10 protein-coding genes and 1 tRNA gene are annotated in these 17,398 nt (G+C 40.5%); 1 reads left to right on the top strand and 10 read right to left on the bottom strand.

The features are described from left to right. Position 1 precedes the first annotated feature (1 nt). The 9 genes from F1644_RS00455 to F1644_RS00415 all read right to left on the bottom strand — a co-directional run bounded on the left by F1644_RS00455 (position 2) and on the right by F1644_RS00415 (position 12,477). Entirely contained in the window at positions 2 to 967 is a 966-nt protein-coding gene (locus F1644_RS00455) for a hypothetical protein (protein ID WP_118302483.1), read from the bottom strand. 2 nt (positions 968 to 969) lie between these two features. After that, a complete protein-coding gene (locus tag F1644_RS00450; RefSeq protein WP_118302485.1) occupies positions 970 to 2,433 on the bottom strand; it encodes a RagB/SusD family nutrient uptake outer membrane protein in 1,464 nt (487 codons plus the stop codon). An 11-nt stretch (positions 2,434 to 2,444) separates the two neighbouring features. After that, the gene (locus F1644_RS00445; RefSeq protein WP_118302487.1) at positions 2,445 to 6,032 is read right to left on the bottom strand and encodes a SusC/RagA family TonB-linked outer membrane protein; all 3,588 of its coding nucleotides are present in this window, start codon (positions 6,030 to 6,032) and stop codon (positions 2,445 to 2,447) included. A gap of 73 nt (positions 6,033 to 6,105) precedes the next feature. Next, positions 6,106 to 7,266 (bottom strand): FecR family protein, encoded by a 1,161-nt coding sequence (locus tag F1644_RS00440; protein ID WP_118302489.1) that lies wholly within the window; start codon positions 7,264 to 7,266, stop codon positions 6,106 to 6,108. Positions 7,267 to 7,342: 76 nt separating this feature from the next. Then, the gene (locus F1644_RS00435) at positions 7,343 to 7,894 is read right to left on the bottom strand and encodes an RNA polymerase sigma factor (RefSeq protein WP_118302491.1); all 552 of its coding nucleotides are present in this window, start codon (positions 7,892 to 7,894) and stop codon (positions 7,343 to 7,345) included. Positions 7,895 to 8,212: 318 nt separating this feature from the next. Continuing rightward, positions 8,213 to 9,145, bottom strand: coding sequence for a ribonuclease Z (locus F1644_RS00430; protein WP_118302493.1), 933 nt, complete (start codon positions 9,143 to 9,145; stop codon positions 8,213 to 8,215). A 3-nt stretch (positions 9,146 to 9,148) separates the two neighbouring features. Further along, entirely contained in the window at positions 9,149 to 10,990 is a 1,842-nt protein-coding gene (rpsA, locus tag F1644_RS00425; RefSeq protein WP_118258729.1) for a 30S ribosomal protein S1, read from the bottom strand. 181 nt (positions 10,991 to 11,171) lie between these two features. Next, positions 11,172 to 12,179: an LruC domain-containing protein gene (locus F1644_RS00420; RefSeq protein ID WP_118302496.1), complete on the bottom strand. Its 1,008-nt coding sequence runs from the start codon at positions 12,177 to 12,179 to the stop codon at positions 11,172 to 11,174. 225 nt (positions 12,180 to 12,404) lie between these two features. Then, a tRNA-Met gene (locus F1644_RS00415) sits at positions 12,405 to 12,477 on the bottom strand. A 199-nt stretch (positions 12,478 to 12,676) separates the two neighbouring features. Here F1644_RS00415 and F1644_RS00410 point away from each other — a divergent pair. Then, positions 12,677 to 14,065, top strand: a complete 1,389-nt coding sequence (locus F1644_RS00410) for a DUF5723 family protein (protein WP_118302498.1) — start codon at positions 12,677 to 12,679, stop codon at positions 14,063 to 14,065. 59 nt (positions 14,066 to 14,124) lie between these two features. On the opposite strand, the gene F1644_RS00405 is transcribed toward F1644_RS00410, so the two are convergent. Next, a complete protein-coding gene (locus F1644_RS00405; protein WP_118302500.1) occupies positions 14,125 to 17,310 on the bottom strand; it encodes a UvrD-helicase domain-containing protein in 3,186 nt (1,061 codons plus the stop codon). Positions 17,311 to 17,398 lie beyond the last annotated feature (88 nt).

Here is a 17,398-nt window from a genome sequence, read left to right as displayed (position 1 = left end):
ACTAACGATTTAATATATTGCCCACTTTTTGCAAATCCATATTATAATTCTCGATAAAATAATCCCGTACCATATCATACCGCTTTTTCAAAAGACCGTTTACATCTTTGACCGGATTCAAGATACCATCCCAATTCTTTGATGTTGAATCCCAATCACTATTATATTCAGGAACCCGAGTTAAAAACTCTTCCGGGCAAAGTACCATCATCATCATAAAGGTCTTCCAATCATTATCTTCTGAAATAGCGGAATTTACTAACTGAGGGATTCCCGCCGCCCAAAGTTTCGAAGCAGTATACATATCAGAAGAACTAATATCGTAATTGGCACTTTCTCCAAATTCCGTTGTCGGAGCCGTTTTACCCCGCCCAATCATACTCTCTATAAAGGTTCGGCTAATGCTACTCCGGAATGCTAGTGAATCCTCCTTTGTCATCTGCGTTACTACAATATTCCCGTATGACACACATATATTGTCATAATTATACCAAGATTGAACTTCTTGGCTTAAATATTTCATCTGCACGGGTGTCACCGAAAAATCCCAAGTCACATACACAGAATCAATTTCTGAACAAAGCATAATTTTCACTGGAAGAAATTCCTTCAAAAAATCATCTGAATAAGAGGAGAACCATAACTTTTCGATCACGTCTAACTGCTCTCCCACGTACTTTTCATCGGCAGGGGTAACTAGGTATCCTTTTGTACCATCCACCCCCAAAACACCATTCATCCACCCGGAAGGAGTCCAATAAGTATCCTTATCTGTAAATTTATATAATAAACAAGAACCGTACTGATTGTAATATTCCACAATTACATCATCATAATCATGTTCCCCTTGAGGAACTGAATAACTGGAAATAATCTCCGATGGAGATAACTCTTTCTCATCATAACAAGCTACCGCACACAAGAGCCACGATAACAATATCATATAAAAATAAATTTTCCGTTTCATATTTATCTGGGATTTTGTTCTAATCTGTAATTTCTCTCTATCGCATCATAAGGAATAGGCAAAGCATAAAGCGGGGAATTACTTTCCAATATATATTCTCTCTCTACCCCCTCGGTGTCAATATATACATGAGTAACCGATAATCCCAAGCGTTTGATGTCAAACCAACGGAACCCCTCTTCTAGACTCAATTCCAATCTACGTTCCATCAAACAGAATTCCAATAACTCATTAGCATCCGTAATCTGTTCGTCAACATAAGAACCCGTCATATACCTTGTCTCTCTTAACACGTTCAAGTCATTTAACGCCAACACCCGGTCTCCATCGTTCCCCGTGGCTAAAGAACGACGAATAAAAGCCTCCGCCCGGTTTAAATAAGCTTCTGCTATACGGATACCATGGTCTGAACCATTGGAGGTATTGTAAGCTACTTTAGTTCCGTACGTACACCCGAATGGAGTACCATAATACATTTTATATCTCAAATCATTCGTTGCATCATAAAGACGTAACAAATCAGAAGAGACTTCCCAAGGTACATCATATCCCCAAGTTACATTTGTTGTGAAGAAAGCACCTCCTCCACTAAATGAATTTACTCCATAAATCCAAATAACTTCCGAACTTACATCACTATTATAAACACTCTTACCACTTCCATCCAACAAAGCCAAGCGGGTCAAATCCGGACCTTGAGCTATAGCCAAATCCGCATATTTAATCACGTTATCCATATCTTCATCACGTCCCATATAAAGATATAAACGAGAAAGTAAAGTATAGGCAGCAACGTTTCCTACACGCCAAACATTATCTGGTGTATAATTTTCTTCTAATAAAGTAGCTGCTGTTAACAAATCTTTTTCAATTTGCTCGTACAATGCTTTCAAAGAAACCCTACGAGGAAAATCATCTGTTAATTCCATTGTTAATATTAAAGGAACTCCCAATGTCGTATTTACGTCTATTCCCGGAGCATTATATGGCTGACAATATATCGTCGCTAATTTCAAGTAATAAAAACTCCTCAAAAATAACGCTTGCCCTACTAACGCATTCTTCTCCTCCTCTGTACCAGATATTTCAGAAACATAATCAATGACAACATTACACCCTTTGATTTTTTCATAATACGTTTTCCAAGAATTCACATCTGTCGGAAAAACTTCAATTCCATCAAACATCATCGGGTTAAACGTAAACACCGGAGTTCCATTTTGATGAACGGTGGCATACGTATCATTCGACAACCCGTTACACTGGACCTCATCGGTCAATAGCATTAAAAATGTCCCAGTTGCCAGCTGGTAAGGGTAAGCTTCTTTATACATTACCCCCCTCAAATCTTCTACGGAAGAAGGTTTTATCTCGTCCTGACTCGACTCTTTGAAGAAATCATGACAGGAAGTACATAACAAATACAGAAGTATTCCTAAACAATATATAGATCGATAATTCTTCATAGCAATATCAACTAAAAGGTTACATTAAGATTAAATGAATAAGAGCTGGTCAATGGTTGAGCCCCTGTCGCTACTTCCGGGTCCCGCCCTTTAAAATCTTTACTCGCTATTGTAAACGGGTTAGAAACGCTTGCTCCTAAACTGATAGACTTACATCCCATCAACTTCGCTGCTTTTTCCGAAAGGAAATAACTCACTGAAATATTATTACACTTCAAAGAAGATGCATTCACAACCCGAACATTACTATAATTATACATTTCATAGACATTACTATAGGTTGAATTATTCGGAAGATAAAAATTAGTAACATTTTTATCCGGTAACCCCGGGAATTTAGCATCCATATCCCCCGGTCTCCAACGCTCGTTCAACTCGGATGACAAATTTTCGTATTCAGAAGGTAAAGTCTGGGATTCATAAGCGGTCTTCAAAAACTTCTTTCCGCCTATCTGTAAATAAAAACCTGTTGACAGAGACAGTTGCTTATATCGGAAGGACATGGATAAACCTCCCGTAAAGTCCGGATCCAATTTACCCGCATATTTCATATACGTGGTAGGATCATTCAATGGATCTCCATCCCCGGATGTTTCCAGATTAATAATCGGATAACCTGTTTCTTGGTCTATCCCCTCACAATCAAACGCCCAGAAGGATGACACGGCATATCCCTTTTTGTAATACTCCCCAGAAGTCGCTGTTTTCCATGTCAAATTTTGTACACCAACTTTTGTTATCTCATTATTATTTTTAGAGGTATTGACATTCATATCCCAAGTAAAATATTTCGTTCGGACCGGGGTAAAACTCACACTTAACTCATACCCAGAATTATTCATACTTCCCCCATTTACCGGCATATTCTCAATACCATATTCACGGGGAACCAACAATGAAGTAATTATGTCCCTCCCTTTCTTCATGTAATACTCAAACCCAACTCGGATCTTATTATCGAATAGAGCTAAATCCACTCCGTAATTATAAGATGTCGTCTTTTCCCAACGCAAATCCTCGTAAGGCAAGGATGTGATTTCCAACAATTCATCTCCTGTATTAACATCCGTCACAGCACTAGATGCCCCGGAGGTAGGTATCTTAACGATTAAACTCGGACTATAATTTGTAGCCATATTACGTTGGTAACCAAAACTAAAACGTAAACTCAGATCAGATACGATATTTTGTCTACTGAACCAAGATTCACGGGCCACATTCCAACGAAGTCCTCCTGCCCAAACCGGATTAAAATTCTCGTTAGCATAACGTCCAAAACGATTTGATGCATCCACCCGGACACTAAAATTCACAACGTAACGTCCATCGTAAGCATAATTTAACGTCAGATAGCCGCCCATTTGATTCGTTTTTCGATCCGTAATTTTACGAGTAAATTTTTTTATCAATTCATTTTCATAAGTAGTTCCTCCATAAGGATTTATTCTCACAGCAGGCACAGTGGCAAAAGATTTTCCCCGATCTCTTAAATAACCATAAGAAGTGGTCGAAAAACCCGTATTTTTTGTACTGGACAATTCAATTCCTAACATTGCAGTTAACGTATGCACCCCATTAAACACGACATCGTATGAAAGTGAATTTCTCCAATTCCACGATATGGTCTTATTTTCATCTTGATTATATTCTCCCCCCACAGGAAGTTGTGAATTTTTGTAGTCAGCATCAATAGGCTTACGAGTACCATAATCATAACCACGTATTTGGGCAATATACTCCGTCCTTTCCGTTGCCCATGATTCTCCAATAACAGATGCAATATTGACACTCCCCAACATTTGAAATCTCAATGACTCTGTAAAATCATAATTCAAATTCAGATTCGTGTTAATAGACATATTTTTATTCGAAGTACCTGTTTGATCCCGTTCGTTTATAAAATTAAATAATTTAGGTCCCGGAGTACCATCTTTCAGATAATAAGCCAATTCTCCGTTATTTTCATAAGCAGCTATTGATCTATTAATTGTAGTTGCATAAGAATATGGATCTACAATATAAAAACCATCCGTTGTCGCTTGGGAACCGGATAACGTAAAAGACGCACGCAACTTCTTACCCAAATTCATATCTAAACCAACATTAGCACCATAAGATTCCGTATCATTCCCAATAGCCGTACCTTTCGTTGAATTATACGACAATGAGGCATAATAGCGCACATCTTCACTACCTCCCGAAATAGAAAGTGAATGAGAATGACTAAAAGGTGTTCGGAAAAGAATATCAAACCAATCAGTATTTGTAGTTTCCAACTTCGCCACACGCTGTTCAAATTCATCTTTTGTAATCTCTTTCTTTAAATACTGGTTCAAAGCCCCAGCATAACCAATATTATTATTCGTCCAACTTGCTGTTAGACCTCGTTGAAAAATTTCTCGGGAAACCTCCACACGTTCTTTGGAATTCATCAGTTCCAATTTATCATAGGTCACTTGCTCTGAAACATTTAAACGAGTCGAATAGGAAATGGAAGCTGCTCCTGATTTTCCTCGCTTTGTTTTAATCACGATTACACCATTTGCCGCACGTACACCATAGATTGCCGTGGCGGAAGCATCCTTCAATACCGTGATACTCTCAATGTCATTCGGATTTAACCAGGCAATAGAACTCCCTACAAAATTGCGGATATAGTCAAAGTTATCAGAATTAATTTCTCCTGCACTATCAAAAGTTTTCGTGTCAAACGGGAGTGGGTCTTCTTGAATAATCCCATCCACGACCCAAATCGGCTCCTGGCTACCTAACAACGTCGAAGTTCCCCGAACTCTTGTTTTTTGTCGTACCCCGACCAGTCCACTTGTATTTGTGATAACAACACCCGGTAATCGCCCCTGTAATGCCTGTTCCAACGTATTAGTTCCACTGAAATGCAAATCTTCTGCTTTAATGGAAGAAACAGAACCGGCCATCCTACTCCGATCAAATTCCTGGTAACCTGTCACAACAACCTCTCCCAACTGAGTCACGTCCTCCTTCATAACAACCGTGTATTCCAACTTATCTTTTTCAAGTTTCAGATACTCGGTCTGCATTCCAATAAAACTGACAATCAAAGAATCTACACCTTGAGGAACCCGAATTGAAAAATTTCCTTTGGAATCCGTCACGGTTCCGATGGTCATTCCCTTTAATAACACGGTTACTCCCGGAAGTGGTTCTTTCTTTGAATCAATAACTTTTCCCTTAACAATGACAAACTTGTTATGATCATTTTCAACCTTCCGTTTGATCACCACGATCTCATCCTTCACGTCATACGTGAAACCTTCCTTCTCTAGCACTCTCCTCAACACGGATTCCCAATTCTCCCCGTTTGCTGTCACGGAAATCGGTTTCGCATCTTTAAACAGCAATGAATTATACAGGAAATTCAATCCTGTCTTTTGTTTCATCACTTCCACGAACCTCTCTAATTTCACTTCTTGCAAATTCAAAGAAATCGTGTCTCGCACGGCTTTCGCTCCATATCCCGACAAACTACTCAATGTCAAGATAAGCGTTAAACTCATCACGTGAAAAAAGCTTCTACATTTTACAAGCCTTTTCCACCTCAAGAATGGATTTTTTTTCATAGATTTGTAAATTACTTGTTAAATGAGATAATGGACATCGAACCTGAGAAATTTGTAGTCCGTTATCTCGTTTTTATTTAAATAGGATCACTTGATTTCCTTCCACCCGATACTTCATATCCCCGGTACGAGTCAAAGCATCGAAAAATACATTTATATCATCATAACGTTTCAAATTGCCCGTAAATGGCAAATCAACCAAACTCTTATCTTGGAAATCCACGGATATGTTATACCATCTTTCCAAAGTTTTCATAATCTCACCCAAACTCTTCTCCTTGAACACGTAAATTCCGTCTTTCCATCCCACGAACTCTTCAACATCCACCTCCTGTTTGATCATTTTCCCATCTTTAAAAGTTACTACCTGTTCTCCCGGTAAAATAACAACAGGCTTCATCCCCTCTCTCTCAACGCTCACTTTACCCCTTACCAAAGTAGTATAACTTTCCGGTTCACTCGCATAAGCACTTATTCCAAAGGCTGTTCCCAACACCCATACATCTCCAAAAGAAGTTTTCACGATAAAAGGTTTTTCGTTTTTTGCCACATCAAAAAATGCCTCACCCTCCAAAACCACTTCCCGACGGTCACCGACAAAGACTACCGGATATTTCAACTTCGTCTCCGCATTTACCCATACCTTCGTCCCGTCATCTAGTTTAATCATACATTCACCACCCCGGGGAACCTCAAGTTTATTATAAACAACCTCTGTCGTTTCTTCTTCACTTTTGTGATAAACAATCTCTCCATTCCTATATTCAATATTCATCCCCTTCTCTTGTAATACTCGTGCGGTTATTTCCTCAACGTGAACTTCCGTTCCATCTGCTAAAGTCAATGTAGCTTTTTTCTCCCCAGCCGGAATAATCTTCGAGGCTACCGGAAGCGGAGCGACATTTTCTTTCTTCCCAAAAGTCATCCATAATGTAACACCCAATGCTAACACCCACACGGCGGCAACCACAGCAACCCAACGTACGATTCTGATTCGTCCGGAATGTCCCCTTCTTTCCTTAAACTCACGATAAGCTTTTTGGGAAGAATACTTCTCGTATTCCATAAATTGCTTTTTCAAATAACCACGATCACTCAACTCTTTGTATACATCTTGTAAGGATTGGTCATCCAGCAATTGATCCAATTCCTTTTGCTCCTTATCACTTAAATCTTTTATCAACGATTTTTTGATCAAAGACGCATCATCATATATGTTTTTCTTTTTCATCATCTGTTATCTTCTACATTGTATACTCATAATACACAACTCCCGATTTCAGATGACACGAAGAGGCTCTTTTTTTCAATTAAATTAAAAATAAACACACGGAATCTTGCAGTTTTGAACGTAAAGATTTGAATCCACGACTTTTATGAGTCTTGACCGTATTTACACTTATCCCCAATTTTTCTGCAATTTCATCCCATGAATACCCTTCAATACTCATTAGAATAACCTTCTTCTGTTCCGAAGGTAACGCTTCAATATACACGTACAACTGCCGGGTTACTTCCTCCCGAACCGTTTGAGCATACACATCGTCAGCCGTAAAATCACTTTCTGCTCCTATTGAGTTCAATATCGTATCATGAATCTGGTTATTCCGCACAAACACCAACGCATTGTTATAGCAAGCCCGATATAGGTAACGAGTCAAATCTTGTATGGAATCAAATCTTTTTTCAGACCTCCAGATGGCAATAAAAACCTCCTGCACCAAATCCTCAGTACTCTCGGAGCCTTTCAATATCCGATTCACGTATGCACACAATGCCGCATAATAATGATCGTAAAGACTTGCCCAAGCCTTTTCGTTCTTGCGATTTACCCCGGATAAAATCAACTCCTCATCTATCATTTCATCTAAATTTTCATCACCCAAAAAGCAAATATACGAAATAAGATTAAAAATCAAACATAAATAATAACCTCACGGCTTTACTTCCCCCCACATTAAACTAGCCCTACGCCCTAGTCACCCATCACTCAAACATATTTCACCCTATAACAAATATACTTCACCACATACCCCGAATCCAAACAAAATCCTCTCAAATATCTATTTTATCGAGGATAAATACAGGATGAATGCTCCGTGGTCTAAATGAAGTATAAATTAAATCAGACAAAAGGCCAGACAAGCCTTAGCCCAAAAACGAGGTAAGCCATGACAATATTACCCCCATTTCACCGCAGGTAATTCGAATACCGCCCCATCATAACACAATTCCGTGTTTGGAAAAATCTCCCGTGCTTGTTCCAGTAAAGGGGTCGGATCGGGATAACGGGACGAAAAATGTCCTAGCAGAAGGTGTTTTGCTTCGGCAAGCATTGCCATTCGCGCTGCTTGTCCTGCTGTACTGTGAAAAGTTTCTTTGGCCAATCCTTCAAACTCGTTCCCGTAAGTAGATTCGTGATAGAGTAAATCAACTCCTTGTACGTATTCGGCAAAAGATTCTCGGAAAAGCGTGTCCGTCATGTAAGCATAAGAACGAGGAGCAGGCGGTGCCGTTGTTAAACGACTATTTGCAATCACTTCCCCCTCGGACGTGATAAAATCCTCCCCCTTCTTCAAACGGTGCATAAAAGCCACGGGAACATGGAAAGCATCAGTCATCTCCCGCTTAATATTTCTCTCCTTCTCTTTCTCGGCAAACAGGAATCCAGTCACGGGAGCCTCGTAACGGTGTTTCAGTGGGAAAGCATGAACCGTCATCATACGGTCCTCGTATATTAAACCGGGTTCACGGTCTAGGTAATGAAATATCAACGGGTAATTCAGCCGGGAATTCATCACTTTCAGCTGGAACTCGATGATCTCTTCCAAACGCTTGTCTGAATAGATATGTAATTCAGCCCGACGGTTCTGTAATGAAAAACTGGATAATAGACCAATTAGTCCGAAAAAATGATCCCCGTGTAAATGGGAAATAAAAATATGATTGATCTTATTGTATGGCACCTTAAAGCGTCTCAACTGTTGTTGAGTACCCTCACCACAGTCAATAAGAAAGTACCGCTCAAGTACATTGAGTACCTGAGCGGCAGCATTTCTTTGAAGCGTGGGTACGGCAGAACCGCACCCTAATATAGTCAATTCGAATTTCACAAATTAATTGTTCTTTTCTTCCTCTTCTTTAGCTTCCATTTGGTCTTTCAAAGCAGCCAACTCGGTGATGTCACCTAACGTTGTTTTTTCCAGTTTCTCTTTTACTTTCTTCACTGCTTTTTTAGTAGCGCTAGCCTCATCTTTCTTCTTGGCATTATCGGCAGCCTTTTGCTCGTCTTCGAAAATACGAGAGTGAGAAAGAATAATTCTCTTGGCACCCTTGTTGAACTCGATCACCTTGAACGGTAATTTCTCGTCAACCTTAGCCTGAGTTCCGTCTTCTTTTACCAAGTGGCGAGGAGTAGCAAATCCTTCTACACCGTAAGGTAACGCAATAACAGCACCCTTGTCGAAGATTTCAGTAATCGTTCCTTCGTGGATAGAATCAACGGTGAAGATCGTTTCGAATACATCCCACGGATTCTCTTCCAATTGTTTGTGACCTAAGCTCAATCTTCTGTTGTCCTTGTCGATTTCAAGAACTACAACATCAATCTCAGCACCAATTTGAGTGAATTCTGCCGGGTGTTTTACTTTCTTCGTCCAAGACAAGTCAGAGATGTGGATCAATCCGTCAACTCCTTCTTCAATCTCTACGAATACACCGAAGTTCGTGAAGTTACGCACGATAGCTTTGTGTTTCGTGCCAACAGCATATTTCTCTTCGATATTTTGCCACGGGTCGTTTTTCAATTGTTTGATACCCAAAGACATTTTTCTTTCGTCACGATCCAAGGTAAGAACAACAGCCTCTACTTCGTCTCCCACTTTCATGAAGTCCTGGGCTGAACGCAAGTGTTGAGACCATGACATTTCAGATACGTGGATCAAGCCTTCTACACCCGGAGCGATCTCAACGAAAGCACCGTAATCAGCCATAACCACTACTTTACCTTTCACGCGGTCACCCACTTTCAAGTCTGCACTCAAAGCATCCCATGGGTGCGGAGTCAATTGTTTCAAACCAAGAGCGATACGTTTTTTCTCGTCATCGAAGTCAAGAATAACAACGTTCAACTTCTGATCCAACTCAACGATTTCGTTCGGATGATTTACGCGACCCCAAGAAAGGTCAGTGATGTGAATCAATCCGTCTACGCCACCCAAGTCAATGAATACTCCGTAAGAGGTGATATTTTTAACAGTACCTTCAAGTACCTGTCCTTTTTCCAATTTAGAGATGATATCTTTCTTCTGTTGTTCCAATTCAGCCTCGATAAGAGCTTTATGAGATACAACAACGTTTTTGAATTCTTGGTTGATCTTAACCACTTTGAATTCCATGGTTTTACCAACATAGATATCATAATCACGAATCGGCTTAACATCGATTTGAGAACCCGGTAAGAATGCCTCGATACCGAATACATCAACGATCATACCACCCTTCGTGCGACATTTAACGTAACCCTTGATAATTTCGTCGTTCTCCAACGCCGCATTAACACGATCCCAGCTACGTAAAGCTCTTGCTTTTTTGTGAGAAAGAGTCAATTGACCTTTCTTGTCTTCTTGAGTCTCAACGTAAACTTCTACTTTATCTCCCACTTTTAATTCCGGATCGTAACGGAATTCGTTCAATGAAATGATACCGTCTGACTTGTAACCGATGTTTACAACGACTTCTCTCTTGTTCATTGAGATAACAGTACCTTCAACAACTTCTTTCTCTACTACAGATGAAAGAGTCTCGGCGTACCTGTTTGCCAATTCTTCTTTTTCAGATGCGGGGATTACATCATCATTTGCATAAGCTTCCCAGTCAAAATTCTCGTCAGCCTCAGCGCTTGTTGTTGCCACGGGAGCAACTTTCTTGGTTTCTTCTTGTGCAAGTTCTACTTGCATTTCTTTTTGTTCTTCTGCCATAATAAATAATAAATGCTTATCTCCTAATAAATTAGACATTATGTTTTTATAACACGGGCGCAAAAGTACAAATAAATATCAACCCTCCAAACAAAATGCACTGAAAAATAACGAGAAAAGGAATAAAAAAACGGGGAAAACTCCCCGTTTTAACCTACTATTATAGTTTCACGTTATACAACGAATTCGGACAATATATCAGTCCCTCTTTTCCCATCGGTTCCCCTTCCCCTATGGCGTCATAAAAACCTTCTTTGGGAGTCCGGAAAATAGAAATATCTCCTGTTTTCATATAGCCGTCGAAATCATAAATATCAGATATATTCACAAGTTCTTGGGGATATAGAAACCAGTCAACTCCACAACGCTCCCCTTTCTCGTTACAATAAGTATACTCATCATAGATTCTAGTGAATATCAATCCGTAAGGTCTTCCATCCTGATTAAGACATATCGGGTTATTTGTAATAGCATATAATCTTGTCCCGCCATCTACTTCAATGAACCAATTCACTGCACATCTAAGATCATTACTCTGTTTCGCCAACTCTTTCTGGTATTTATATTTACCATTATTAATAATCACCTTTTCTTTGCCGGAAAAAGTATTGATAAATCCCACTCTCCCCTCAAACAATTCTTTCCGACAATCTTCGGCCACGATTACCTCGTTCACACTCGAAATATTACCATCCATTTTCTCGAATCCCAGCTTAATTTTCTTGGAAGATCCTAAAGCAACTGGCTGAACGGATATCGTGTAATTATTTTCCCGAATACTCCAGTTCACGTGTATGATCAAATCATTATAGTCATAATCTCCTTCCCGACTATCCTCAAAAGCCACGACCTGCCAAGTATTTAACACACCTTGATAATAATTATTCTCATTCTTTACATTTTCAATCGTGATCGGACTATTTTCAGATGCCCGACCCAATTTAGACGCCCAGAAAGTAGGGATCGAAATTGTTGTTGAATAAGTACAAATTGCCAAGGTATCATCATATAACTTGACAATCGAGGCATACCCCTCCGGAACGATGACCTCCATATCCTCGTATGGTTTCAACAGATTCAGATCTGCCTCCGGAGCTTTATACACGTCTTTATCACTACATGATAAAAACAATGAAATACAACTCAAAATATACACCACCTTTTTCATACACAAAGAATTATTTATTTTTACAAAGGTATGACTATTCATCCACACAACAAAGAAAATAGCGTATTTTATACATTCCAAAATGCAACTATATAGCAAATACAACAATTATCTATTCTCTATATATTGTCTCTCGTGAAAAATTAGGAGGATAGGTCTCAAACGTGTTAGCTTCATATGTTGAATAAAAAAAGAAAGGATCGACTTCCATCGATCCTCATTTTGTAGCGGGAGCCTGACTCGAACAGACGACCTTTGGGTTATGAGCCCAACGAGCTACCAACTGCTCCATCCCGCAATATAAGCAGAACTTCTTTCGTTTTGCGAGTGCAAAGATAGAGTATCTATTTTACATTTCCAAATATCAGATGATAAATTATGTCTTCACTACATTAAAATGAAACAAATAATTAATAATAATCCTTGTCTATTCTAAAATAAAATGACAATTTTGTGTCGTAATAAATATCAAATTAGATTTATAAACGACACTATTTATGAAAAAAAGTTTTACCTTTTTGAAAGTTAGCTGTGTGGCTGCACTCTTGTCTATTATGGGGATTTCTGAGGGCCTTGCACAAGGACTTAGGACTTCCTATTTCATGGACAACGTTCCGGCCAGACTTAAAATGAACCCTGCCTTGCAACCCGCCAGAGGATATTTTAATATCCCGGCTATCGGTGCCATCGGATTATCTGCTTCTTCCAACAAATTGAGTATCGATGATTTTATCGACATTATCGAAAACGAGAATGACTTTTTGAATAGCGACAAATTCATCAGTCGTCTGGACAACAAGAACACGATGAATATCGACTTGACGGTGGACATTATTTCTTTCGGTTTTTACAGCGGGAAAGGATTTTGGACTGTAAACTTGGGAGCCCGCTCCATCATTAGTGCCTCCATCCCAAAGAGTATGTTCGAATTTGCCCGTTACGCTAATATTGATCCGGATTTAGACGACAGGCTCAACCTCGATTACGACATCCGGGATATGGAACTCCATGCGGATATTTTCACTGAAATAGGATTAGGATATTCCCGTCCCGTAACAAAAGACCTGACTGTCGGGGGACGCGTGAAAGTTTTAGTTGGATTAGGTAACCTAGATGCTAAAATTGATCAGATCACCGCAAAAATAAACACGGAAGATATTTTAAGTTATCAATCTTGGAAAGTAAAAACCAAAGGACGATTGGAAACTTCCATGAAAGGATTAGAATTTGGGTATAATTCAGATGGTGGATATATTGATGATATTGACTTTGATTCTCCCGGAGTATCCGGTTATGGATTCGGTATCGACTTAGGGGCAAGTTACAATTTTCTTGGTTGCATTAATGTATCGGCAGCCATCCTCGACCTAGGATTCATTAGTTGGACAAAATCATCAACCACGATTGCCACGACAGACAGCGAGCATGATTACGGTGATTTCACTAATTTCGATCCAGATAATTATGAAACTTACGAGGCTGGAGATGTGTTCGACTTCGACTTGATCCAATTCCAAACGGAAGAGAAAACCAAAAGCCGGAGTACCAGTCTTCGTTCAACCTTGAACCTCGGAGCAGAATATACCCTTTTGAATAACAAGCTCGGATTCGGTCTGTTGTCCTCTACTCAATTCACCCAGCCTAAAGCTTACTCCGAATTGACACTTTCAGCAAACTACCGTCCGAGAAACTGGTTCGGGGCAACATTAAGTTACTCTTTCTTACATAGTGACTTTGAAACGCTGGGAATAGGCTTGAAATTAGGCCCTGTTTTCATCGGTTCCGACTATTTGATGACCAAATCAGCAGGTGACGCCAACCGGGTAAATGCCTACTTAGGTGTTAGTGTTCCTCTTGGTAAAAAGAGATTAGACTATCGTAGATAATAAATCTCCGGATATAAAAATGGGAAGTTTCAAATGCAAACTTCCCATTTTTTATGTCCTCACACGGACACTACTTTTCCCAAGGGAACATACCAAATATAACCTGCCACATCGGTATAGCCCATCTGTCGTAATGTTTTACAATAAAAACCAACCTGCCGGATATACGATTTCTCTTCTTTCTGACCGAATTTATAATCCACAACAATGGCTTTTTTCCCATCAACCATAACCCGGTCCGGACGAGCTTTTCCCGAGTTACAGAAAAGTATATCCCGTTCATTAATAACCTTATATCGACCATCAAACCATGCCGAATGGACTGGGTTATTCAAATAAGACACCACCTGCTCCCGGTAATTCTCCCTTTCCACCAAGGTAAGTAAACCCGAATGATACATATCATTTACCGCCCGATCGACATCATCCACCGTCTCGATACGGCGGAATATCTCATGTAATATCTTCCCTTCGTCAACGGCAGAAATCTCTACTGTCTCCGGGTCCGTGTAATCTTCATATTTATACCGGACACTCACCCGCTCGTTCAATTCATAAATCGGATATTCCGCCAGACTTAATGTATGATCGTCTTCTATTTTTTCCTTACCGGCTATCAACTGTTTCTCCCCGATGATCAAGCTCGAATTCTCGGAATTCCATTCCGGCATCCCGCTTGCCTCCAAAACTTGAAAGAGAAAAGCACCAATATCTGACGGTTTCCCTTCTTTCGTTATCTTGGGTGCGTAAGGCAGAACATACAACTCCCGTTCCGCCCGCGTGAACGCCACGTAAAGCAGATTCAAGTTGTCAACATAAGCCTTCATGTGCTCACTGAGGTAATCCTCCCGGAAATGACTATCTGCCAGTTTAGAGGAATAGTTCAATGGTGCATACTCCAAATCCCTAAACCCCTCCTCTCGATTCTGACACCATATCCGGCGCCCGTGACGGGTATCATCAAGATCCCAGGCGCAGAAAGGAGTAATAACCGTTTTAAATTCCAACCCTTTGGATTTATGTATCGTGAGAATTCGCACGGCATCCACTTCTTCCGAAGTAGATAACACTTTTTTATCCTTTTCCTTCTCCCACCATTCAAGAAAAATAGGAATACTGTTCGTGTTGTTTTTCTCGTAATCAAAGAGAATATCTTGGAAAGCGATCAAGTAAGGCAATTCTTCCATCCTAACCCGTAAACCGAAAGCCTCGATAATCGTCTCCGTGATCTCGAACAAGGAACTAAATGTCAGTTTCTCCGGCTCCCGTAAAAACGGCAAGTCGATCGTGTCAAGAAAACTCTCGTCCGTACTACCGGCTTTGAAAAGAACATCTTCCCGTGAAGTATCTTCACCCCTGACAAAAGTTCGGTAATTATAAAGCAACACCGTTCGATTCACCGCGTCATACGGTTCCACCATGTAACGTAGCACGTTAATAATTAATTCCACGTAAGGCGACGAGGAAACGTATAGCGAATCATTAGATATAAAAGGTATCGGAAAAGGAATATTCTCCCGCTTGTTATATTCTATCAAGTAATCGGCAACGAAAGCACCTTCTTTACCGTTACGCACAAGAATCACACAGTCTTTCAGTTCTCCACCCCGGTACATCGTGTCATTGACAACATCCACGATAGAGTCCATGATCTCCGCATCACTCCCCTCTTCTTGTTTTTCCCCACTGAAACGAATCTCCACGTACCCACTTCCCGAACGGCTCACAAGTTGCTCCGGCCGGGAATAAGCTTCTGTGATCGAACGGGAATAAACATTCTCTTCTCCACATTCATTGTCATACAACTCCTTTAATTGCCGTGCAGCCAGGATAAAGAACCGATTATTGAATTCCACGACCTCCTTGTAACTCCGCCAATTATGCTCTAGAATCACGTTATCTGTACCGAAAGTAGCCAAATCACGCTCTACCCCTTCCGCCAACAAACGCCAGTCCCCGTTACGCCATCGATAGATACTTTGTTTCACGTCCCCCACGATCATAGCCCTTCCTCCCTCGGAAAGCGTGTTCACGACAAGTGGCAGGAAGTTTCCCCATTGCATGGTCGAGGTGTCTTGAAACTCGTCAATCATGATATGCTTGTAGAAATTCCCTGTTTTCTCGAACAAGAAAGAAGTATCATTCCCGGCAATCAGCATGTTAAGTAAACGGGTGGTGTCACTCAGTAACATGAGTCCTTTTTCGTCACAATAATCTCTCACCTCCCCGTACAAGTCATTCAGAATCCCCAATTGGTAAAGATTCTTCGAGAGCAAAACCGCAGACACGTAATCCCGAAAATTCTCGTCATAAAACTCGACACTTTCCCGCAAGTTCGTATTCAGTTCCGGGTAGATATGCTCAATCAATGTCCGGATCGACGGATCATGCTTTTTGGTCACCCATTCATCCGGATTATCTATTGCTTTTCGGGCAGAATCGGGAATCTTATCCAGACTCTTATCCCGCAATTTGTAAAAATAATTTATAAAACTTCGTTTCCCTCCTTTAAAATCTTCCGCATGCAATCCATTCTCCTCGATATTCCGGCAAGCAGACTGACCGAACATCTCCATGCGATCCTCGAAACGGGAGATCACACCTTGCAAGAACATCTTATAACCTTTCAGGAATCCTCGATCGTTAAACTTGTCCCTCACATCCTTGTCGAAGAGCATATAACTCTCTCCAAACAACTCCTTCCCCAGCTCCGCGATCTTACTCTTCACGCTCCACGATTTGGCATCCTCCACGCTATCACTCATCAACTCGGTAATCCACGCCCTTAGCTCCTTATCCTTATTCATGCGTTGCATCACTTGATCCACGGCTCGCTGTAACACGTAGTCACTATCCAACTCGACATTATAACCGGGAAATATCCCCAGTTCACGGGTAAACGCTTTGATTACCCGTTGAAAAAAACGATCAATTGTCGTCACGGATAACCGCCCGTAATCGTGCAGAATCAAAGTACGTAACACTCCGGCCCGTTCCCTTACCTGATCGTCTGTCAATTTCAGCGTCCGTTTAAGTTCCTCCCGGTAATCACTCTTCTGACCTTCCGCCAGCTTGTTCAATTCCCGCACGATACGGGATTTCATTTCTTCCGTGGCCTTATTGGTAAAGGTCACGGCAAGCACATTTTTATACTCAGAAGAAACATTGAAAACGATCTTGAAATATTCCATCGTTAAAGCAAACGTCTTCCCCGCACCGGCTGAGGCCCGATATACACGCAACATAGGCAATTGAAAATTGAAAATTGAAAATTGAAAATTAGAGGGATTAATCCTGAACTAAAAGTCGATTTTCAATTTCTGTAAACAAAAT

The organism is Butyricimonas paravirosa (genome assembly GCF_032878955.1).
Classification (GTDB): domain Bacteria; phylum Bacteroidota; class Bacteroidia; order Bacteroidales; family Marinifilaceae; genus Butyricimonas; species Butyricimonas paravirosa.
Note: the sequence above shows the minus strand (reverse complement) of the source record. Positions and strands in the feature narration are given on the sequence as shown.

Coding starts and splice junctions, on each gene's coding strand:
- F1644_RS00410 (WP_118302498.1), top strand. CDS start 12,677: ATGAAAAAAAGTTTTACCTTTTTGAAAGTTAGCTGTGTGGCTGCACTC.
- F1644_RS00405 (WP_118302500.1), bottom strand. CDS start 17,310: ATGTTGCGTGTATATCGGGCCTCAGCCGGTGCGGGGAAGACGTTTGCT.
- F1644_RS00440 (WP_118302489.1), bottom strand. CDS start 7,266: ATGATGAAAAAGAAAAACATATATGATGATGCGTCTTTGATCAAAAAA.
- rpsA (WP_118258729.1), bottom strand. CDS start 10,990: ATGCAAGTAGAACTTGCACAAGAAGAAACCAAGAAAGTTGCTCCCGTG.
- F1644_RS00450 (WP_118302485.1), bottom strand. CDS start 2,433: ATGAAGAATTATCGATCTATATATTGTTTAGGAATACTTCTGTATTTG.
- F1644_RS00420 (WP_118302496.1), bottom strand. CDS start 12,179: ATGAAAAAGGTGGTGTATATTTTGAGTTGTATTTCATTGTTTTTATCA.
- F1644_RS00455 (WP_118302483.1), bottom strand. CDS start 967: ATGAAACGGAAAATTTATTTTTATATGATATTGTTATCGTGGCTCTTG.
- F1644_RS00445 (WP_118302487.1), bottom strand. CDS start 6,032: ATGAAAAAAAATCCATTCTTGAGGTGGAAAAGGCTTGTAAAATGTAGA.
- F1644_RS00435 (WP_118302491.1), bottom strand. CDS start 7,894: ATGATAGATGAGGAGTTGATTTTATCCGGGGTAAATCGCAAGAACGAA.